General features: G+C 45.1%; 13 protein-coding genes. 3 read left to right on the top strand and 10 right to left on the bottom strand.

Features of this window, described 5'->3' with window-relative positions; genetic code table 11:
- Positions 1-16: 16 nt before the first annotated feature.
- From H5647_RS07535 to H5647_RS07525, 3 genes are all read right to left on the bottom strand, one after another.
- A complete protein-coding gene (locus H5647_RS07535) occupies positions 17-508 on the bottom strand; it encodes a VOC family protein (protein WP_045857566.1) in 492 nt (163 codons plus the stop codon).
- Positions 509-587: 79 nt separating this feature from the next.
- Positions 588-2,291 (bottom strand): hypothetical protein, encoded by a 1,704-nt coding sequence (locus H5647_RS07530; RefSeq protein ID WP_045857564.1) that lies wholly within the window; start codon positions 2,289-2,291, stop codon positions 588-590.
- A gap of 236 nt (positions 2,292-2,527) precedes the next feature.
- Positions 2,528-3,892 carry a TolC family outer membrane protein gene (locus H5647_RS07525; RefSeq protein ID WP_162926322.1) on the bottom strand — a complete coding sequence of 455 codons (1,365 nt, stop codon included), beginning with the start codon at positions 3,890-3,892 and terminating at the stop codon, positions 2,528-2,530.
- A 379-nt stretch (positions 3,893-4,271) separates the two neighbouring features.
- Here H5647_RS07525 and H5647_RS07520 point away from each other — a divergent pair, with 379 nt between their 5' ends.
- Entirely contained in the window at positions 4,272-5,033 is a 762-nt protein-coding gene (locus H5647_RS07520; RefSeq protein WP_045857560.1) for a thioesterase II family protein, read from the top strand.
- Positions 5,034-5,086: 53 nt separating this feature from the next.
- Here the strand turns inward: H5647_RS07520 and H5647_RS07515 are convergent, their stop codons facing one another.
- From H5647_RS07515 to H5647_RS07500, 4 genes are all read right to left on the bottom strand, one after another.
- Complete coding sequence (locus tag H5647_RS07515; RefSeq protein WP_045857557.1) at positions 5,087-8,224, bottom strand: efflux RND transporter permease subunit; 3,138 nt, start codon at positions 8,222-8,224, stop codon at positions 5,087-5,089.
- A gap of 2 nt (positions 8,225-8,226) precedes the next feature.
- Positions 8,227-9,456 (bottom strand): efflux RND transporter periplasmic adaptor subunit, encoded by a 1,230-nt coding sequence (locus H5647_RS07510; RefSeq protein WP_052691928.1) that lies wholly within the window; start codon positions 9,454-9,456, stop codon positions 8,227-8,229.
- 307 nt (positions 9,457-9,763) lie between these two features.
- A complete protein-coding gene (locus H5647_RS07505) occupies positions 9,764-10,801 on the bottom strand; it encodes a hypothetical protein (protein WP_162926321.1) in 1,038 nt (345 codons plus the stop codon).
- A gap of 115 nt (positions 10,802-10,916) precedes the next feature.
- Positions 10,917-11,492, bottom strand: a complete 576-nt coding sequence (locus H5647_RS07500) for an acyl-homoserine-lactone synthase (RefSeq protein WP_045857553.1) — start codon at positions 11,490-11,492, stop codon at positions 10,917-10,919.
- A 499-nt stretch (positions 11,493-11,991) separates the two neighbouring features.
- On the opposite strand from H5647_RS07500, the gene H5647_RS07495 reads away from it, so the two are divergent.
- Together H5647_RS07495 and H5647_RS07490 are read left to right on the top strand one after the other, a co-directional pair.
- A complete protein-coding gene (locus H5647_RS07495) occupies positions 11,992-12,729 on the top strand; it encodes a 4'-phosphopantetheinyl transferase family protein (RefSeq protein WP_045857551.1) in 738 nt (245 codons plus the stop codon).
- A gap of 46 nt (positions 12,730-12,775) precedes the next feature.
- The gene (locus H5647_RS07490) at positions 12,776-13,708 is read left to right on the top strand and encodes a hypothetical protein (RefSeq protein ID WP_045857549.1); all 933 of its coding nucleotides are present in this window, start codon (positions 12,776-12,778) and stop codon (positions 13,706-13,708) included.
- Here the strand turns inward: H5647_RS07490 and H5647_RS07485 are convergent.
- The 3 genes from H5647_RS07485 to H5647_RS07475 all read right to left on the bottom strand — a co-directional run bounded on the left by H5647_RS07485 (position 13,688) and on the right by H5647_RS07475 (position 21,259).
- Entirely contained in the window at positions 13,688-14,431 is a 744-nt protein-coding gene (locus H5647_RS07485; protein WP_045857547.1) for a helix-turn-helix transcriptional regulator, read from the bottom strand. The genes H5647_RS07490 and H5647_RS07485 overlap by 21 nt on opposite strands.
- Positions 14,432-15,388: 957 nt before the next feature.
- Positions 15,389-20,209: a non-ribosomal peptide synthetase gene (locus H5647_RS07480; RefSeq protein ID WP_052691927.1), complete on the bottom strand. Its 4,821-nt coding sequence runs from the start codon at positions 20,207-20,209 to the stop codon at positions 15,389-15,391.
- 63 nt (positions 20,210-20,272) lie between these two features.
- On the bottom strand, positions 20,273-21,259 hold the full coding sequence (locus H5647_RS07475) for a Fe(II)-2OG oxygenase family protein (protein ID WP_045857544.1): 987 nt from the start codon (positions 21,257-21,259) through the stop codon (positions 20,273-20,275).
- Between the last annotated feature and the right edge of the window lie 345 nt (positions 21,260-21,604).

Here is a 21,604-nt window from a genome sequence, read left to right as displayed (position 1 = left end):
AATCGTGCCCTTCCCACTAGTACGCTTCAGCAGCTTCAAGCTGCTTGAATAAACTTAAAATATTATTCTCTTCAAACTTCGCACCTGACGCTGACCGAGAGATGAACTCAAACATCATTCCCGAGTTAGTATCACGCTGCGTAAATATTTGTGTGAGCTCTTTGCCGCGAATCACATTTGTGGCAAATTTAATACCGGATGACGCCAGCGTTTTTTCGACAAAATCGACATCACTAACCTCAACCGCTACATGCTGTACGCCAGTACCGTACTTTTCCACATACCGTGAAACCTGCGACTCAGGGTCTGTGCCTTGAACCAGCACTATTTTAAAACCACCGGCATCTAACTCCGCCGATCGCATTCCCGTAAACTGGCCTTGTATATCTCTTCTCGCTAGCAATTCAAAGCCAAATACGTCTTCGTATAAGAACAACGCTTCATCAATGTTATTTACAGCAATTGCGATATGATCAATTCTTGAATTCGATCCTAGATATCTACTCATGACGCTTCTCCGCTATCATCGTTGCTTAGTTATTTTAGTCGTCGCTCGATAAAACCAATAAGCAACATTTGTATCTCATTTATTTGTCAGATGCGCCGACTCGCCTAACGCGATACGTCATAGACACACCTTGATACCCACCATCCGGCTTTCCAAACATTCCTCCCCAGAAGTTTGCGTCATACTGCGCCCGCAACATGCCATCACCTTCATACATAAAACCAATACGACGAATATGTGCAAAGTCCACCATGGGGTTTTCTTCAATGGATTGAAAGTAGTCAAAACACTCTTGGTATATGTCTATTTGCTGTCCTAACAAATCTACACATTCAAAACTTACAACATTATTGAATTCATCAAAAAACCAGTAGCCAGAAAGATCTGCAAGATCAGTAAACGTCACGCTACCGTCTTCATTAAAGGACAATTCCGTTTCTCCGAAACCATTCGGGGTCGACGATGAAAATCGAAATTTTCCGGGTATTTGGTCGGACATATCCATCCGCAATTTTGATTCGAATAAATCATGAATAACGTAGGCTTCACCATGCTCCTCGCTATCGATACTGTAGAGAACTTGATAGCCGCCCGTTATGGGTTTTACAAATCGAATGCCAACTGTGTCACCACCGTCTAACGTCAACAACAGTTCACCACCGTCGTTTTCTTGCCACGTAAAATTAACGGCCCGAGCATTTTCCCCTGCGTTAATATCATCACGCGACAAAGAACCGGCTTCATCCGTATTAAAACTAAGTCTATTTCCCGCACCCAGTAAAACAATTTCGTCGTTAAACAGATAAGGGATAAAGGTAACAAACTGTTTGCCCGCCGCTATCATGCCGTTAGACACTCGACTCTCCGTTAAAAAATCGCCAACGGTATTGCCAACGCGTGTAAAGCTCACACGCTCTTGAGTACTGCCAGTATCGATGCGTAAACCGTCCAATTCCGCCGGTATAAGTACTTCCGTTTCAATATCGTAGGCCACGCTGAATCCATTACCGCTGGACTTTCGGAGCACGACGTTTTGATACGTTTTTTGTACCTCTAGATCGCGGTAACCCACGCCTTCCACATAAAACGACTGAGACTCGATGACACTCGCATCTTCGGTCGTTGCCAGCTGCACCAGATCGGCTCCCGCAGCCATCAATTCACCGTGTGCAACAAGCGTTTCATCCAGGTGAATCAGGTGAACACTCACCTGCGTTCCAGACACGTCCAATCGAGTTGCAAAAGCGAAATACTCCGACTCCTGCAAATACAATTCGTTATGGCTAAAATCTTCGATGCCAATCAGTTCTTTTGTGTACGGGTATACGTCGGTACGATCACTGATATTGTCATAATCTTGATCGTACTCAATTGTCCATATGGAGCTTTTAGCATTATCGCCTCGTGCGGTAATCGTTACCTGCTCACTCGCTTCACAGTAACTCAAAGGCCGCGCATTACAGTTCGGGCTAACGAGATTCAATTGAATTTTCCCGTCCGCCGATGCCGTCCACCAGAATTGATGTTTAACACTATTGCCATCGAGTACCCGGCCCGTTTTTAGGCCGCTTGCTTCGGGGCCATTAATAACCGACGAAAAGAATTCAAAACCTGTAGCCGACTCCGGCGAACGCCACAAGCCAACCACTTGAAGGTTCTGTATTTTTTGTACTTGAATTTGATTTTCAGCTGCCGTCAATTCGCTTTCGACTTTTCCGCCGCAACTTATCATGGCCAACAGCATCAGTGTCACGACGCAGAATTTGGAACTATTGCTAAACATTACAAAACTCTCCTGAGTTCAAATTTATGCCGTTACAATAATTCTTTTTCGTGATTAATGTGAGTTGTCAGTTGTTACAGGTAGGGTGTTATAGCAGATGAGTTAAGAGGCAAAATTGACGGATTGTAATGCGTTAGATGCAACACTTACTAATCAAAAAAATGGCCACTGAAAGAGTTTCAGTGGCCAAAAGCGTCTTGAGGAGAGTAAAACGATAAACAGGGGTTAGAAAAAAATTAAGACGGTTTTGTCACAGCATTGTCATCACTTAAATAGCGATCAATATACTCTATATCGTCGCCCGACAAGGTTCCCGCAACATTTTTAAGCTGCAGCCCAGCAATAAGGTAATCGTGAATGGCGGTGGTATACAAACGCCACGCCGTATAGTGCGTACGCTGCACTTCCAATAGATCTACAACCGATAGTACGCCTTCTTTGTAACCGGCTTGCGCCGAATTAAGCGCACTCAAACTGGACTCTAGCGCAACCTTTCGTGCATTTACATTTGCGACGCCCGCTAGCGTATTGAGATAGTTCGCACGTGTTTCTTGAATAACATCCCGCTCAACTAGATTGCGATTATCGCGCTGCTCATAGTATTGATAACGCGCCTGCCGTGTTGACGCCGAGGTACCACCACCGGAAAAAACGGGGATGGTAAGCGTTACCGAGGCTGAAATATCGCTTGTCGTCATGTCATAGGGGGAATCGTTGCTAAAACTATTCGCGTCATCATTGTAGCTATAACCTAAGCGCCCCGTTAACGTTGGCAAGTGTGCCGAGGCTTTTTCTTTGTAATTATTTTTATATTCACGCTCGAATATTTTGGCTATATGTAACTCTAAATTTTGTGCTTTTGCCATATCCACCCAGTCATTTAGTACCGCAGGCTTGGGTTTTTCGACCGTAAAGTTTTCCGCAAATCCCGCCAACGCATCATGATCACTACCGGTAATACGCATTAACTCGTAAAACTGCACCCGAACACTATTCTCCGCCACGATTCTTTCAGCGGTAGCACTGTCGTAGGCTGATTTAACTTGCAGCAAGTCAGAAGAGCTCACCAGCCCGGTATCGTAGGCAAGCTGTACTGATGTCAATTGCGCTTTATAGGCCGCTTCTGCTGAGCGCGCTGCCGTGTAATCTGCATTCGTTTTAAGCGTTTTTAGGTAGGCACTGGTCGCCCGCACGATAAGTGCGTGTTTTGCTTGTTGCCACTGTAAGGCCGCACGCTTAGCAGTACCTTTGCCTTTTTGATAGCCATAGACTGCAGAAAAGTCGATTATCGGCTGAGATAACACCACACTATAACGCTGACTAATCGTGCCGCTGGTCGTCTCGCTAGGCGCCGCAAATGGATTAGAGGATAGTCGCTCATTTTCAGTTTCACTGTTCACCAATGACCCCTCTACCACGAGACTTGGCAGCAAACGTGATCGACCGAGTGCGCGGCTTTCGCTAAGCGCAAGATAATTTGATTCCGCCACTTTATAACGGTAGTCATTCTCTAGCGCGAGAGAATAAATATCTTTCAAATTCTCAGCGGTTACTGACATCGAGCTTAACAATGCCATCGCAATAACAATACAGATCTTCACTCAATATCACCCCATCCAAAAAAGTAGCGCACGCTAACGCCTCGCCACAATGTATTCATCAATTAAGGGCGCAAGCGATGCTCACTACCCAAAACCAGACTTATAGATTCAGCCTCTATTAAGCTAAATTATTCGTCTATCTTCAATTACCGACAATGACAGTAGCAATGTGCCGTAAAATGCGTTAAGCCCATTATTTCTGTATTTAAAATCTTTAATTTTATTCATCGCCGGCGTAATTTTCGTCAAATAATTTCTAACCTTTCGCCTAACAGGTTAATATTCCGCTCATTCGAGCAAGGTGTGGCGCAATAATCGTCTTGTATCGTTGTTTACCCTCATTTTTCGATACAACCTTTCACCTTATTTGGGTCGCCAGATGAATAGAACATCTCTTATTTACACACCTAAACCCTTAGCGAATGCACGCTTTCGCCTGTTGTGCTTTTCATACGCTGGCGGCAATTCGGCTACTTTTTTACCGTGGGCTACCCTTCTGCCCAGCACCATCGAATTATCCGTGGTGCAGCTTCCAGGAAGAGGTGTTCGATATGGTGAGCCCTGTTACAACGATTTACAGTCGCTAACACTCGATTTATTTAATGCGTATAAAAAACTTCCCCACAAAGACACCATTTTTTTCGGCCATAGTATGGGTGCGCGCGTTGCTTTTGAATTGCTCATTATGCTACGACGCTTTCAAAGTTCGCTTCCGCTTCATTTTATTGCCTCTGCAAGTGCAGCACCGACAATACCCCGTGAGACTATCTTCCATACTTTAAGTGATGAGGACTTTATACGGCAGCTGGGCAATATTAGTGGCGCCCCCAAAGCAGCACTTGCCAACCCAGAGATCGCTGAACTGGCATTGCCGTCGTTACGTGCCGATTTCAAAATTATTGAAACCAGCCCTTCCGGTTATCGAGGGCAAATGCCTATGCGGTTGTCAATTCTTGCTGGGTTTGATGATCGAATTCGAACGGAAGATTTATTGGCATGGCAAGCTCTCTTTAGGAGTACGACCGATATTAACTGGATAAACGGCGGCCACTTTTTTGTCGATGCCCAACGAGACGAAACCATAAGCGTATTATTGGATACCCTAACGCCCACCCTGGAAACTGTAGCCGCCGCACTATAAGCAAACCTTATCGGTTTATTTATAGTGCGATGGCAGGCCCAAAAAAACGAGGCTTACACGCTTGCTGGCGCGTCAACTGCCGCCGCAGCATTAGTATGTTTACGTGCGCTCAAACGCCTGCTCGCCCCGGCCATTACCAAGTACAGCGAGGGCACTAGAAAAAGCGTAACCGTGGTTGCGACCAGCACACCAAACGATAGCGATACAACCATAGGCTGTAAAAATTTAGCCTGAATACTGCGTTCAAACATTATAGGAATTAAGCCCGCAAACGTTGTCAGTGATGTTAGTACAATTGGCCGAAAACGGCTTGTTGCAGCTTCGACTACCGCTTGAACGATATCGGTTTTTTCTTCAACAAGACGGTTAATTCTATCCAGCAGCACTAAATTGTCATTAACAACAACGCCCGCGCAGGCAACAAACCCCAGCATTGACATCATGCTTAACTCTACGCCCGTTATCAGATGACCAAAAACCGCGCCCATAAAACCAAAGGGAATGGCCGTTAGCACCAGTAGAGGCTGAGAATAGGATTTAAATGCAATAGTCATTAAGCAATAGATCGCGATCATGGCTAGCAAAAAATTTATCGCCAAACGGTTAACAAACTTTTGTTCCTGCTGCATATTACGGCCGGTATCAATACTAAAACCCTGATGTTCCTTCATCCATTGGGTGGTGTACTCTTGCTTAAGCTGATAAACAATATCGGCTCCGCTATGGCCTTCTTTTACATTCGCCGTAATCGCGATGTTACGTTTTCTATCTTTTCGCTTTATCACAGTATAGCCCGGTACAATTTTCAGCTCGGCGACTTCCGCCAGCGGTATTTCGGCACCGGCCTGGGTACGAATACGAATATTGTCAAACCGATCCAACCCCAAGCGCTCGCTAATGGGATAGCGCAACATCACTTTCACGTCTTCATTACCACGTGGAATGCGCTGAACTTCCTCACCGTAATAACCTTGGCGAATTTGATTCGATACATCACCTAGGGTGATACCCAATGATTCTGCATGGGGCTTTAACAGTATTTCCAGTTCCGAACGCTCGCCCTGTAATCCGTCACGAATATTATAAACACCAGGATATTGGGACAGCGCTAGCGCAACGGCGTTAGCAGCCGCTCGCTGATCCGCAAAATCGTTAGAGGCAATACTCATATCAAGCGCAATATCGGGCGCAACGCCGTTAATGGAATAATCTAATCGGTATTCCACCGCCTCAGGGATTTCCCCCGCAAGCTCTCGCCACCGGCTTGCCACAAGTTCTGGCGATATATCGCGAATACCCGCCCGCTCGAGGCCCAGAAATAATCGAACATTGCTACCCGAAATTTGCGATTCAATTATTGTGATAAACGGCTGGCCATTGTTCGCCTCTAGCAATACGTCATCCGTTTTCATTGCCTCGGCCGACTCGGACATTCGCTGCGCAACACGGTTAACCGCAGTCGCTGGTGAACCCTCTGGCAGAGTAACATTTGCATCCACGTAGTCGTTGGGTACAACGGGCATAAAACTCGACCGAATCCAGCCACCGGCAATGAAGCCAATCGAAATAATAAATATTATGACAAAAGTCGTAATCGTTGTGCCTTTTGCTCGTACCGTTTTAAGTACCCACGGCTGATAGAACGATTCAGAAAAATAGGTAAGTTTTGATGACGTAACATGGCTCAACCGACCAAACAATGCCATTAGCCGATTCGTCGGTTTTTTCTCTGGTCCCATTTTTGAAAGGTGTACCGGTAAAATAAAGAGGGATTCAATAAGCGAGAAAATTAGGCACAGCACAATCACCATTACAATGGGGTAAGTCGTGGGCTTAGCAAAATCAGCGACGAAATACAGCGGCAAGAAAAAGATAATGGTGCTAATTACGGCAATCATTACCGGCATATAAACGGATTTTACACCCCTCGCTGCGGCTTCCTTCCCATAAATACCCTTTTGATTCTGCGAGTAGATGCTCTCGCTCACGATAATGGCATCGTCCACCACTATGCCCAACACCAGTAGGAACGCAAAAAGCGATAACATGTTGAGGGCTACATCAAATAGTGGCATTAAAAATATAGCGCCGGAAAACGATGCAATAATACCAACGCACACCCAAATAGAAAGTTGCGCCCGTAAAAACAGCATAAGCACCATAAAGACTAACGCCAAACCGCTAATACTGTTTTCGACCAATAAGCTCATTCGGTCTTCAAAAACCGTTGCCATCTTAAAGGTGACATCAATGGACATAGTCGTCGGTAACAGCGCATTTTCTTGCTCTAGCGCCTTTTCGAGCGCCTTCGTGGTTTGGGTTACATCATCCGAGTCGTTGGCCACTATCTGAAAAATTGCACCAGGCCGCCCATTAAAAATAAGACGATCATCGTTTTCAACAAAACCGTCTTTTAAGTTTGCGACATCTCGTAAATACACTACCGAGCCATTAGTTTGGCTCGCCACCACAATATTCTCAAAATCTTCACGGTAGTACGCTTGATTTCGCGTTTGTATTTGGATGTTACCGCTATTGGTACGCACCATGCCCGCCGGAATATTCAACGAGTTACTGCGTATTGCACTCGCCACATCATCGAACGAGAGCCCATAACGTCGTAAGTTATATTCGGACACTTCTATCGAAATTTCTTCTTCACGCGTGCCTTTTAAGGCCACTAACGCAACACCCGGAATTAAGCTTAAGCGATCTCGTATGGTTTCGGCGGTACGTTTTAGTTTCGCCTCTCCAACATCACCCGACAGCGCAAGAAACATAAGGTCAGGCCGATTTTCGACTTGCACAATATTCGCTCTCTCCACATCGGTAGGAAAGGTGATAATAGCGTCGACACGGGATTTCAAATCATTGATTAATTTGCCTGAATCGTAACCGTCCAAATATTGAATGATCACCTTACCAAAACCCAATCGCGATTCTGAATTCAATTCGACGATACCCGGTACATCCGCTACAACTTGCTCAATACGAGTAACAACTTGTTTTTCAACTTCACTAGGTGCCGCACCAGGATACACCATAGTAATTTCAATAAAGGGGGCTAGTGAGGCCGGAAACACTTCTTTATGTAATTGTTTAGAGCCAATAAAACCGCCAACCAATAACATGACCAACAGTAATGTCGCCGCTTTAGGGTTATCCAAAAACCAGTCTATTATTTTACTCATCGCTAGATACCCACCCCTTCAGCCGTGTCAGCGGTAGTCGCGGTCGCGTCAACCACTGTTATCGCAGGTAACGGTGTACCCAATAACGGTTTAACTTTATCGCCTACATCGAGCATGCCTTGCTTTTCAATCACCACGCGTTCGCCGGTTACTATAGGCCCGCGCACCCAAACACTTGCGTCACCCGACACCAACAGGTCAATTTCTTTTAGCGAAATTTCGTCATCGTCGGCAAGCGCATAAATTTTATTACGGTGAAAAATGGCCTCACGCGGTAGCTCAACCATATCGGAAAATGTTCGCCCTTCTATTTCGGCGTTTACAAACAAGCCAACCATTAACGGTAAGCTATCGCTCTGAACTACCGCAAGGTTGTTCACTCGGGCAACCGCAAAATAGACTCGGGAAGCTTCGTCTACGCTGGCTTCTACCCGTACGATTTTTCCTTCCCATGAGGTCGGTATACCCGCGATATCAGCAGAGATTGTGACACTCGGTTTAGCGATGGCCTCCTCACGGCGGGTAAGCGGTAGATTTAACAATGCGGCCTGCTGGTCCGTTAACGGCAATCGAACCTCTACAAAGCTGGTGTCGTATATTTTTGCCAATACAGAACCGGAGTTAACATACTGCCCAAGATCAACATACGTCTCTTTCACGCGCCCAAAAAACGGGGAGGCTATGTTGGTTCTTTTTAGATTAAGGCGTGCCTGGTCAAGCGATGCCACGCTGGATTTGTACATCGCTTCTGCGGCGTCCACTTGAGGAACCCGCAAAAATAAATTATTGGCATCGTCGCTTCCGAGATCTTTCCATTCTTGCCTGGCTCTACGTGCAAGCCCTTTTTCTTTCGCCCACAGATTAGACGCCTCTGCCACCTTGGCTTGCGCACTTGTAATGGCATAGCGGTAATCCGCATCGTCGATCGCCAACACTGGTTCTCCAACCCCAATAAACCCGCCCGCAACAAATTGGTCGGACGCAAAATTAATGGTGCCAGACAATTCAGCAACCAGATCTATTTGACGCCCCGCCGAGACGACACCTTGTGTCGTTACCGACACTTTGTGGTACCCCATTTCGGCTTCGACCACTGTCACTTCCGGTAACGTGAGTACCGGCTCAGCATTGGGCTGAGGCTTAGGCTTTGCGCTCACTAATACCGCAAACAATATCAAGCCAACTGGCGCGATAACCCAACCCGCTGAAATTTTTCTAGGCCACAATTTCATAGTATTTTCCTTTTAAGTGACACCAAATCACACCGTCTAACACGCGACGTAAGCACGTCCTCCGTGGTACACGACTTACACCCATTAGGTAACGAAAGAGAAAACCCCAATCGACGCACGGTTAAACGCGAGCGCACGCCGTAAGGCTTCGTTATCAGTTGCCAGTAGCTTAAAGCTTTGATCGAAGGTTGGAACCTGTTGGATATGACAGTAAAGAGGGAAAACCTACTAACCATGGGGGTTGCGAGGTATTACTCGCGAAAATATTGGAGGAAAGAGCCGAACAGTAAGGCGCTAAAACGCGCCTTTACTGGAGCAACGCATTTACCGCTGGATTTTGATAGATCACTCGACTTACATCCCCCATCATACGGTTATGCGATAACGTCCAGCGATCCAAATCAATGCAAGGTGAAACACTGCTATCGGCATCGCCAACACGGTGGGTGATATGGTGAACAATTTCGTCAACGCATGATGCTTCCAATAACATGGCAAGGAGCGACATATCACCCAATACGACAGCATTCACGATGCCCCGCTGGCGATTATCCTCAACCCACTGCTCTAGATCATGGCGCGAGTGAATAGGTGTATACGATAACGTCTGGTCGGCGACATTGCGCTCGGGCAGCTCGGACACGAAGTTTAACTGTGTTTGCGCATACGCCACAGTACCGCCTTGCAGCACCAAATCGCTTAAGTAAGATTTAAACTCTGAATTGTCTGAGAGGTCATCTAACGCAACCACCCGCCCATCGATCCCTGCGGCATTAACACAGGTTATCCAAGGGCGAACCTTCAAGCAGGCAACGCTAATACAACGGTTTAATCGCGTTGCGACATCGCTTTGCCCCACCACGTGTACCGTGCCGAGCCAATGCGCTTCCCATGCACGCCATTCCACATTGGGAACGGCCGCTGGCAGACGATACAGCAACGAAATATCATCGATGGTTGAACTCTCTATCGCCGAAGTCAGTTCAGCGATATTAAAAATTGTATTATTCGGCTCGACACTTAAAACCAACAGCTTAGCGTCAAAGCGATGTCGGCGTATCACTCGTGCCAACGCTTGCTGTGGACAACCCGCGATAAAAGCGCCACTTTTTAACAGCCGCCCCATCGGGCCAAAAAGCTGCCACGCCACCCCTACACGCGGTGATACGTTATAAGCGTCTTCAAGAATATTGTGCGTTTCTGCTTCTGCAGCTGACAGACTTACATCACTGACCCAACCCATGCCTTTACCTCTACATCCTATGCGCCCTAACGCCACCTCCTCTTCGAAGGCAATGAGATTTTCGTCACAATTAACTGGCTTTCGGCGCCAGCAACGTAACACTAATCACTGGCCGGCATCATAGAAAGTGCGCAGCAAGAACACCAGTGTCAGATATGACAGGCTTCCTATAAAATAAGAGGTTGCATTTTTATGATTCACACACTGTCTACACTTTTTAGTTTGCTGGTGCGCTTTCTTCCAAGTCTATCCATAACGCTACAGTCCGCTCTACGCCTACCTGCATAACCTTACCTTCACCCATTCGACGCACACTCATACCGCCTCGTTTTAAAATTCTTTCGCACGCCATAGTGGTGACTGTCACGTATTTTTTGATGCCTTTCTTTTTTGCAAACGCATGAAATGTCTTAAATAACTCAAGCGTAATGTCATTAATGTGCGCATTTGAATCTTCGTTTTTACCTTTGCGAACAGCAAACCGGCTTATCTCCCACACATCATCGGCTTCGGGAGCATCTTCACCCTGCAGCAATTCGGGGAATACATTTTTCAACATATAATCATTAGTTGTGGGTAGAGCTCTCCAACATCCACTGACTAAACCGTCTTCACCGATAATCGCAATATGATTCGCATCAAGATCATCAAATGAATCTCTTTCCATTCCATTTTCAGATGTTATGTCCCAGCCTAGACGTTCAATAAACGTTTCGTGGCGAACTTTAAATACGTCATTGATAAGACTGTTTTCGAATTTTTTATTTTCCTGAGAAATGATTACCTGGTTCATAATTTTTTTCGCCGTGAATGTTGTCGATGGCGAAAAGTTAATTAATTTCAGCTTGCTCTGGCAGCTGTCATATTCGACAAATAAAATTCAGTACTTTTATATCCTTTTAAATCAACAGCTTACAACCCAACAAAGGTGCACTGTCATATATTACAGGTGGCCGCATCAAAATATTTACACTTCAAAAAAACAGCCGAAAACCCTACTCTATTTCTAAAATAGAATAAGAAAAAACAACAAACGCTAAATTTGCTATTTACAAAGCATTATATTTTTTTAGCAAAAACACATGATTAGTTCATCTTTATTGCTACCTATAAATTTATAGTGAATGTACAAACAGCTATTTAGGCCGAGTTTGCCTGGCGTTATAGCCACTCATAAATGTAGTTTTCAATCTCATTTTTTCCACCTGTAACATCTATCATCTAACAGACCTCTCTGTTTACACGTACTCTATCCGCAACAAAAAGCCTTAACGCAAGAATGAGATTTCGACATGAACTACGCCGACATATGTGCGAAAACGACGGATAAGCGATACCCGTCAACAGACGAACTCGATATCCCGACACTTATAGATAAAATAGATGTCGCCACTTTCATTGCGAATACAAAGAAAGAAAACGTTACGTATTTTCGTAAAGTTCTATCTATGGAAGAAATTCGACGGGCTGACAAGTTTTTTAAACAGGAAGACAAAAACCTTTCGATTGTGGCTCACGGGTTAAAGAGAATGGTGCTATCAAAAGCGCTAACGCTTCCGCCTGGCGAACTGGCCTTTGGGAAAAAGACGCTAGGAAAACCGTTTTGCCTTAATACAGAGGATGTTTTTTTTAGCATTACACATGCAGGGGAATGGGCCGCCGTAACGCTGTCGAAACGCGGCGAAATTGGCATAGACATAGAATTTAACGGTGACCATGACTATCAAGATATAGCGCAAGCCTGCTTTACCAAACAACAGCTAGCAGAATACGAAGCCACCAATTTTAGCAGCCAGTACTTTATTAAACGATGGACTCAAAAAGAGTCGGCTAGCAAGGCAATGGGGGACGGGCTATTCGCCAACTTTTCCACCATCGAAATAGATGATGAAGAAGGTTACTCACTAACGGAGCTAAACAAAAAAAAATACTACATTGTGAATAGTCCCTTTTTCAACGGCTTTATCAGTGTGGCCTCAAGCGCGCCTATCAATGCGCTTAATTTAATTAGCTTTGAAAAACGAAATTAGACTGCACCGTACCCCTTTATTTGGGCTTGCATCAGGATATTATTGAATGACTTTAGATAAATTGACAGAAATGACGTTTTTTCGCGCTCAAACCCTTTCACGGCAAAGCGGTATTGCATGGACGTTGCTCGATGCCAACGACAATGTTCTATGTTGTGACGGCACTATTGCGGGCTTTCATCCTAAGAAATTGGCGTTTTCAGTCAACAAACACAGAACGGTTATCGATCAGCTCTTTATCTCGCTAGAACCCATAGAAGGCGTGATTGATATTGAAGAGCTCGTTAATAAAATCGAAGGCTCGACATTAACCTCTTTCACCGTTTATTCACGTGTACCGGAACGATTACAAAGCAATCGCTGGAAGGATTGGTCGAAGCAATGGGAAGGTACCGTTACCTATGTTAATAAGACATTTCAGCAGAACGATCCATCGGTCACCGTAGTAAAAGCGCACACAACCGAATACCCCTGGATAACGTCTGTCAGTGCGGCCGATATAACCGGCTGTTCGCTGTCAATTGCCCATATACGGAAAGAAGGTGAATATCAATCTTATGTCAGTGACCTAGTACGCGAGTCTCGCGCGGTACTCTACACGAAATCGTTAGAGGAGCTGGTGTCGACATTACCAGAGGAGAATAATATGGAGGAGTTTATTGAGTACTATCCCATTGACGAACTCGATTCATTCGAACCCCTCATTCGGCATTGCAGAAAAGAAAATACGCATAACGCTATCGCAATTTGCGATATGGCCACGCTATCGCATTTAGTCGACAACAGTTTAGTTGACGAGGTAGTGCATCACGTAACCGTATCTAAGCCGCAGGAAGCAAATGAAGATGATCGAGACCAGTTGAAATCGGTATTGAATCTACACGATTGGAACCTGTTAACGAGCACTATTGCCGGAAACTCAAGCAGAATAGTGCTCAGAAAATCAAGGCCTGCCACGCTAAGGCGTGGGCTTAATTAAACCTCGAATGATGGCTTTAGCTACTGCGTGCTGTCGATTGACGGCACCCAGTTTTTTTGTCGCGCCGGTTAAATGAAAAATAACGGTTCGCTCACTAACGTCAATAATCTTCGAGATTTCCCAGGTTGTCTTACCCTCACAGGCCCAAAACAAACATTGAGTCTCACGAGCAGTTAATGTGCCTTCATCTGGGTCTGAAAAATTAACGTTAATGCGCGAATAATTTTCAAATAATGCCGTACTAAAGGCTTGCGCGTAAGGTAAAATATCTTCTGTTCGCTTACCTATATTATCTTTATTTCGAGTCGCGATACTAAAAATGGCGATCTCGCCACTGGGTGATTTGAGCGGAATCGAGAGGCCTGTACATAAGCCAACCTCACCGGCACGCTCCATTATTTTCTCACCCATAGGGTCTATATACTGCTCCAACTCTAACAACTGATCCCAACGAATAGGGGTTGTATTTTCTAAGCAATACCGTACTACCGGGTCACTTTTCTGCATGCCTTCGTCAAAATAGCTCGCGAACCATTCAGGCGGATAATTAGTAATAGTATTAATACTCGGTGCGCTTAAAGACGCGCTACTGCAAATAACACCAATTAAAAAATATTCAAACCCGCTAAGTTCACAAAAACTTTCGCAGAGGTCTCTTAGCTGCTCTTCAGTATCTACCTTAGAGAGCTGTGCATATAAACTGCCAAATGTATTTGTCGTCATATCCGCACCTTCGTGTGTCGTTTTTTTTTACACTTTTCTATAGTTAACATCAGAAGTTTCTTGCACACTTTATCTCTTTAATATGCAGTGTCGAGTCTGTGTAAATAGTCAACCTATATTGTTGAATGTTTACGCTTGCTTTCCAATGACTCTTTTTGTTAGTTCCGCTACTACTCAATACCGACTATAAACGTTTAATAATTTATTACTTAAATTGCATATAAGCGTTCGAGCCCAATACCCGCTTATAGTACAAATGTCTGACGCCTAATTCAAAAACATATTATGCGACAAGAGGTCTGGAATATAACCGATATACCCCTAATTAAATAAGTAATTTTCGCTTAAATGATCAGTTTCGCCCCCTATGTCGCGAAAAACTTGGTAATCACTGCTTTTTGCCTTACCCAATAGCGGCTAATACGCGTTAAGGGCTCGATAGAAATCTTGATTTTTTTGCGCCAGTGCAAGGAATATATTAACGCCCTCTAGAACCTTACATTAACGAGAACACAATGCATTTATTGCAGCCGTTTGTTTTACTTACTTTTTATGCTTTTCTCAGCGTCCGAATTTCCGATTATGCAATAAAACCAACGATTACTTTCACACCCAGACAGCAAGACCAGCAACCTATAACCCCACATTAATCAATGTTTTATAACGTAGGCGGTATGATGTAGGCATTAATAGATGAGTATTGAGTGGACAATTTAAGGGCGCGGGTAAGACAAGACGTAAATTTTTGAGGGGGCTGACCAGAAGGAGCCTGACAATAGCGCGCAATAATTCGTTACAACAAGAGAGGGCAAACATAGTGTGATTAATTGCGATACGGCTTTGAATTACACCGACTTAGCGCGTAGCTAAAGAAAGCTTGCCAAAACGCTTACCCTCAAGGGATGACACCAGAAAGGCAAGCGTTTTGGTTATGGCAATTTCAGAAACAGGTACTATCTAAGCGGACAATTGTAGACGACCCACTTGAAGCTCATCCACTAAACGCAGCAACTGTTGTTTACACGCAGCCGTGAGCATTTCGATTGTCGATTTGTCGTAGATATTTTTACTATACTCCCAACGAATAACAAAACCGTTATCCACAAATTCCATTGTGCCGCTAAACTTATGCACCCGCTCGCGCGTTTCACCATCAAAGTTTTTCTGGGAAATAATAGAGAAGTTGGCCGGATTCTCCGCTTCACCGGCTACCGTTCCACCACCATTTAATTCAGGCGGTAAATAGTTTAAGTGCACTTCAGGGTAAGGAAACGTTGCCATTTTATCGGCGAGTAATTGATCATCAGCAAAGTGTTTTAGCGCATTAAATCCTTCGCCGCGTGTTAAGCATTGTTTGCACATGTTGGCCACATGGTTAACGGCTTCTACGCCATAGCCCACAGAACCCATATCGATATACAACGGTGAGTAGTCAATAAACCACCCAATGCCGCCCACTAGATCAAGCTCACCCGTTAACGACAAGCGGTTACTGTTGGGGATTTCAATACTCAGTGCACGGTTACCCGTCCATTGTCCAAACGCTTCAGTCACTGCAGTAATAAGCAAATCAAAAACCGATAATCCCTCATGGTCCTCCACAATACTTAAAAGCTTTTCTGATTCGGCATTACTCAAGCGCTCGGAAATATAACGCGTACTCGACATGCAGTTTAACGTTTCACTGAATGGTTTATCGGTAGGCAATATTTTATAGGGTGTACAATCAAAACCTGTCCAGAAAGATTTGCTTGACGACGACGCGTCGCTTTTCACCCATTTTTGGGTGTCGGCGACCCATTCAGGCACTCCTACATATCCAACACACTCCGTGGGCAACGAGCCCAGTTGCACGCGCATAAACGCTTCGACAAAATCTGACATAATGACGCCAAGTGAAAATGCATCGTAAAGCATATGGTGTAACGACAACACAACTTGATCAGCTTTATCGCCATCTACCCGTCGATATGAGACCTGGAACAATCGATCAAAGGTAATTTTTTCCTGGTATTCCAGTAATCCGTCTCTCACCTCGTTTTGGAGGCCAGGTGGTAATTGGTCTTCTACGTAGTCTACTTCAAAGTATTCAACCGCGTTCAATGGTGCAATACGTTCTTGCCACGCGTTATTCCCCTGTAAGAACTGAATGCGAAGCCCACGATGTTTTTGTACAAGATACTCGGTAGTGGCCTGAACAATATCGCTGTAATCTAAGTTGTCATGAAACTGCATAACCATTGATTGACCCCAGCCCAGCAAACTTTCGGTACGCATTAGGTACCAATGCCGATTCGGTGCAAGTGGGTACACTACGCCCTCCTTCACTAGCATAGAGTCGTCGGCAATAACATCTTCTAGGCGATTCTGTTCACAAAACGGACCTAAGGTTGCTATGGTTGAGTGTTCATAAATATCTTTAATTGCGGCGTTAAAGCCGTTTTTCTTTAACAGTTGGACAAGGTGAACGGTGGTTAGAGAGTTACCGCCTAGTTCGAAAAAGCTGTCATTAATTCCAATTTCATCGTGCTTTAATAGCGATTGCCATAATTCACACAGCGCTGTTTCTGTTTCGTTTCGCGGGGCCACATACGGAACGCTAGCGCGCGCTAGATCTGGTTCGGGTAACGCACTGCGGTTAACTTTTCCATTCGGTGTTATGGGCAACTCATCGAGCACCATAATATTGGCAGGCACCATGTATTCCGGCAATTTCTGTAGGAGGTGTAAACGTAATGTCTCCGCGAGACTAGGCGCTTCCGATGTCTCGGTGGCATCCCGAAACTCCGGTGTACAGGCCACGTATGCCACCAGTTGTTTATCGCCCGATGCCGTAGCGCAAGCAACCACAACGACACTGTTCACGTGCTCATGATCGGCCAATGTATTTTCGATGTCCCCCAGTTCAATTCGAAAGCCTCGAATTTTCACTTGGTGATCTAAACGCCCTAAATATTCCAAATTACCACTGGGTAACCAGCGAGCAAGATCACCGGTTTTATAGAGTTTTGCGCTGTGCGTTGTATGCTCTTGACGATAAGGATTATTAACGAATTTTTCGTCGGTAAGATCTGAGCGGTTCCAATAGCCCCGCGCGAGCCCAACGCCGCCAATATGTAATTCACCCGCCGCACCCTGTGGTACTGGCTTCAAATAGTCATCTAACACCAGTAACTGGGTGTTTTGAATGGGTTTTCCAATAGGAATAGACGATAGTTTTTCGCTGTTATTATCGATACCTTCAAGGCTGTATTGAGCACAGTCCCACGCACTTACATCAATGGCCGCTTCGGTGGGGCCGTAGAGATTATGCAATTGTGCCGTTGGGCACTGCTGTTGAAACTGTTCAACGTGCGCTATTGCAAGCGCTTCGCCACTACAAAAAACCTGTTTTACCGAGTCACATTGTTCGAGGCCGCCTACCGTAAGAATACTGCCCAACATAGAGGGTACAAAATGCAGTTTGGTAACACCCGCCTGTTGAATTAATTCGCAAAGGTAGAGAGGGTCTTTATGCCCACCCGGTTTTGCTAATACAATGTTCGCACCGCTGTATAACGGCCACATAAATTCCCATACCGACACATCAAAACTAAACGGTGTTTTTTGCAGTATGTTGTCGTTTGCGCTACACCCGTACTCTCGGTCCATCCAATGAATTCTGTTAACCAGGGCTTGATGTTCTATCATCACCCCTTTGGGATTACCGGTAGAACCGGAGGTATAGATCATATAAGCCAATTGCCGTGCGCTTGAAGTCCGCTCCTTTTCACGCACATTCTCCGCCGAGAACGCGACAAGTTCACGTTGAACGCTCTCGTTATCGAAACATACGGCCTGCTCATCACTCAGGCCTATACGTGTAGATAAATCGGTATCGGTAAGTACACTGCGTAACTGCGCATCCCCTAACATATAGTGCAACCGCGCTTCGGGGTATTCTGGGTCGAGCGGTACATAAGCACAGCCAGCTTTGAGTATGGCTAGAATACTTACCACTAACTCAACAGAGCGCTCCATACAGATGCCAACAAATTCCTCTGGCTGCACTTGTCGCGTATTGAGAAGGTAACGTGCAAGCTGGTTCGCCTTTTCATTGAGTTCGGCGTAGCTTACTTGAGTGTTTTCAAACGTAACGGCAACAGCATTTGGATTACGTTCTACCTGCTGCTCAATTAACTGATGCATACACACATCGTCAGGGAAACTCGCCACGGTATTATTGTTATCCACAATCATCGCCGTTTGTTCTTGATCGGTCATAAACGCTATTTCAAATACATTGGCCTCGGGTTGTTTAGTCGCTTGTTGGATAAAACCAATGAAATGTTTTGCCATGCGCTCTATCGTCGAGCGCTTGAATAAATCGGTATTAAACTCCCAGCGTAATCCAATGCCATCGTCATTTTCTTGCACATCTAAGGTAATATCGTATTTTGCAGTGGTATAGCCTTGCTCTATTCCCGATAACGTTAACCCTGGAATGGATAGCTCACCTTTTTCATTATTCTGAATTTGTAAAAGTATTTGCGCCAATGGGCTATGGCTTAAGGTACGCTCTGGCTTTAAACGTTCAACAATCTGCTCGAAAGGCGCCTGCTGGTTTTCGTAAGCATCCAGTAACATTTTTTTACTGCGTAATAATAGGGCCTTAAAAGTAGGGTTGTCTGACAGGTCGCCACGCAAGACTAGCGTGTTGACAAAAAAGCCAATTAATGGCGCAATTTCGGCTTGTTCACGATTCGCCGTTGGCGTGCCGACAACAATATCTTTTTCATTGCTGTAGCGCGACAGTATTGCCGTAAAGGCACTATGCAACCCCATAAACAGCGTAGCGCCATGCGTTTGGCAAAGGTCAGTTAATAATTCGCTGGTAGTTTTATCGAGTTGGGTGGTAACGGTGTCACCATTAAACGTTTGGTTATTGGGCCGTGAATAGTCCATTGGCACGCTATGGGCAACCGGTAAATCAGCTAATTGACCTTCCCAGTAATCCAATTGTTTGGTAAGTACTTCATCCTGTAACCATCCACGCTGCCATGCCGCATAGTCAGCATACTGTACGGGCAAATCTGGCAACGCTACTTTTTGGCCGGAAGAATACGCTTGGTATAACTGACTAAACTCATTGATTAGTATCGACATGGACCAACCGTCCGATGCGATATGATGAATGGTTAACAGCAGAATATGTTCGTCCGATTTTAAGCGTAGCAATCTTACCCGCAGCATAATATCGGCGGCTAGATCGAACGGTTCACCGGCTTCACCTTTAATTACATCGCGCGCAACGGTGTCCTGTTGATCGGTGTCGAGTGAGGATAAATCATCCAGTGTAATGTCAAAACTATCTATCGTTTGAATTTTTTGTAACGGCTCGCCACTTTCACCCTGAACAAAACAGGTGCGTAAACTTTCGTGCCGGCTCACAATTTCATAGAACGCCTGCCGTGCAGCATCAATATCCAATGATCCTTTTAGCCGAAGCGCTTCTGCTAAATTATAGGCTGTGCTATCACCCATTTGATCCACTAACCACAAGCGTTGTTGTGCAAACGACACCGATAAGGGCGCATCGCGATCTACTCGTTCGATGCTCACGTCTTTATCATCGGATCGGTCGAAGTATTCTAAAAGTTCGCTCTTATGCAGTTTTACCGCTTTTAACAGTTCTGGCGTTACGGCACCTTTAGGTGCGCTAATAGAGAGTTCGCCATTTAGAGCAGAAACCTTTACTTTGGATTCAGCCAAAGCACTGAGAAGATCGAAAAATTTCATAGCCGTTACACGTCCGTGGTTAATAATGTTGTTGACAATAGGGTCGTTAGCCTCGCCTTTACGCTAGGCGAATGCCGCCGCGACTTTTCGGTTGCCGCTTGCGGGTGTCCAATTACAGGTTGAATGTACCCACGTTAAGTTATTCTGAATAATCAAATCGCCAGGCTGTAATTTTAACGTGAGTTTCGACGTAAACAGATCGGAATACTGTGCGCCGGACGACCAAACTCTGCGCCCTGCTGCATTATCGTACTGTTGAAGCCTACGCTTTTTTTCAGGTTCGCGAAGCAATCCCGATGTTGTCAGCATGGCGTAATATTCTTTTGCTGAGTCGTAATCGGTACTGGCCATATTGTCCCAATACACATTCACATCTTTATCTAGAATGACCGAATGGGTTGGTTTGGAGGGTGTTAACACATCAAACATTTTAATGCCCGGTACATGTGAGGGTTTTGATTTTACAACTTTATCCGTAGCGCTAATTAAATCGTCGGGCAAGGTGATTTGAAACATCATTTTCGCTGCTGATACTTCGGTGGGCGTGAGCTTTTTATCGCCGATATCCACTTTCAGTGATATTTCGCTCATACTTTCCCAGATATCACTCTCGGAATTAACGTTCATTAAAATATTTTCGCCACCGTCGGTGGTGTTTTCATAACAATACAACGAGGCAATATGCATATTCGTAAAACGCGTACCTTCTGAGTGGGGCGGAATAAACTGGTAATCCGTTCGTTTGTTCACACTCATAAAATACTTGCCCAAATTTTCTCTGTGGCCTTTTACAGAGGCAAACCCAGCCTGAATCTCGAGTGCTTCACTTAGCCCAAAAAACTCAGTGACCCGCAGCAAAATGTCATCGGCTTGTTCTTGCGTAGCACCGCGTACCAGCGCTACGTGATCTCGCTTAAGTGTTTCGATAATTTGATCGCGCACGACATCTACATCGCCTAACGCAATCTCTTCAAGTTTGGAAAGATCATCTTCAACACTGAGGGTTGTCGATTCAAATTCAGCTTCACATACTGCTACAGTTGCATTCATAGGGTGCCTTCCTAGGTAAAGTTGTCTGCTATAGCCAATGGGATACAGGCATACCTGCACACACACCCATTGCTATTAATCAAATTCGTTGCAACATTCTCGCTCGAGTTAGTACATCGTTAATAGCTGTAAGATCTGACAGAATGGCGGCTAGCGCGATCGTTTTTGGTGGGAAATTCTAACGCTATGGGCTTGAACAGCCTCTTACCCTGTTTCACCACGGCATAGACGTGCAGCGTAAAGCTGAGGCGCACAGCGCGCGATGGCAGGCCGAAAAGATGACGGCTCGTACTATTAAAGGGTAAAAATAAGGGTTTCACCGCACAACAAAAAGCCCCCGTAAAG

The organism is Teredinibacter purpureus (assembly GCF_014217335.1).
Lineage (GTDB): Bacteria > Pseudomonadota > Gammaproteobacteria > Pseudomonadales > Cellvibrionaceae > Teredinibacter > Teredinibacter purpureus.
This window is presented reverse-complemented; position numbering and strand designations above follow the sequence as displayed.

Bases quoted from the DNA above. Each gene is read 5' to 3' on its own strand.
- H5647_RS07510 (WP_052691928.1), bottom strand. From the start codon at position 9,456: ATGAAATTGTGGCCTAGAAAAATTTCAGCGGGTTGGGTTATCGCGCCA.
- H5647_RS07490 (WP_045857549.1), top strand. From the start codon at position 12,776: ATGACTTTAGATAAATTGACAGAAATGACGTTTTTTCGCGCTCAAACC.
- H5647_RS07530 (WP_045857564.1), bottom strand. From the start codon at position 2,291: ATGTTTAGCAATAGTTCCAAATTCTGCGTCGTGACACTGATGCTGTTG.
- H5647_RS07535 (WP_045857566.1), bottom strand. From the start codon at position 508: ATGAGTAGATATCTAGGATCGAATTCAAGAATTGATCATATCGCAATT.
- H5647_RS07500 (WP_045857553.1), bottom strand. From the start codon at position 11,492: ATGAACCAGGTAATCATTTCTCAGGAAAATAAAAAATTCGAAAACAGT.
- H5647_RS07475 (WP_045857544.1), bottom strand. From the start codon at position 21,259: ATGAATGCAACTGTAGCAGTATGTGAAGCTGAATTTGAATCGACAACC.
- H5647_RS07485 (WP_045857547.1), bottom strand. From the start codon at position 14,431: ATGACGACAAATACATTTGGCAGTTTATATGCACAGCTCTCTAAGGTA.
- H5647_RS07495 (WP_045857551.1), top strand. From the start codon at position 11,992: ATGAACTACGCCGACATATGTGCGAAAACGACGGATAAGCGATACCCG.
- H5647_RS07520 (WP_045857560.1), top strand. From the start codon at position 4,272: ATGAATAGAACATCTCTTATTTACACACCTAAACCCTTAGCGAATGCA.
- H5647_RS07480 (WP_052691927.1), bottom strand. From the start codon at position 20,209: ATGAAATTTTTCGATCTTCTCAGTGCTTTGGCTGAATCCAAAGTAAAG.
- H5647_RS07515 (WP_045857557.1), bottom strand. From the start codon at position 8,224: ATGAGTAAAATAATAGACTGGTTTTTGGATAACCCTAAAGCGGCGACA.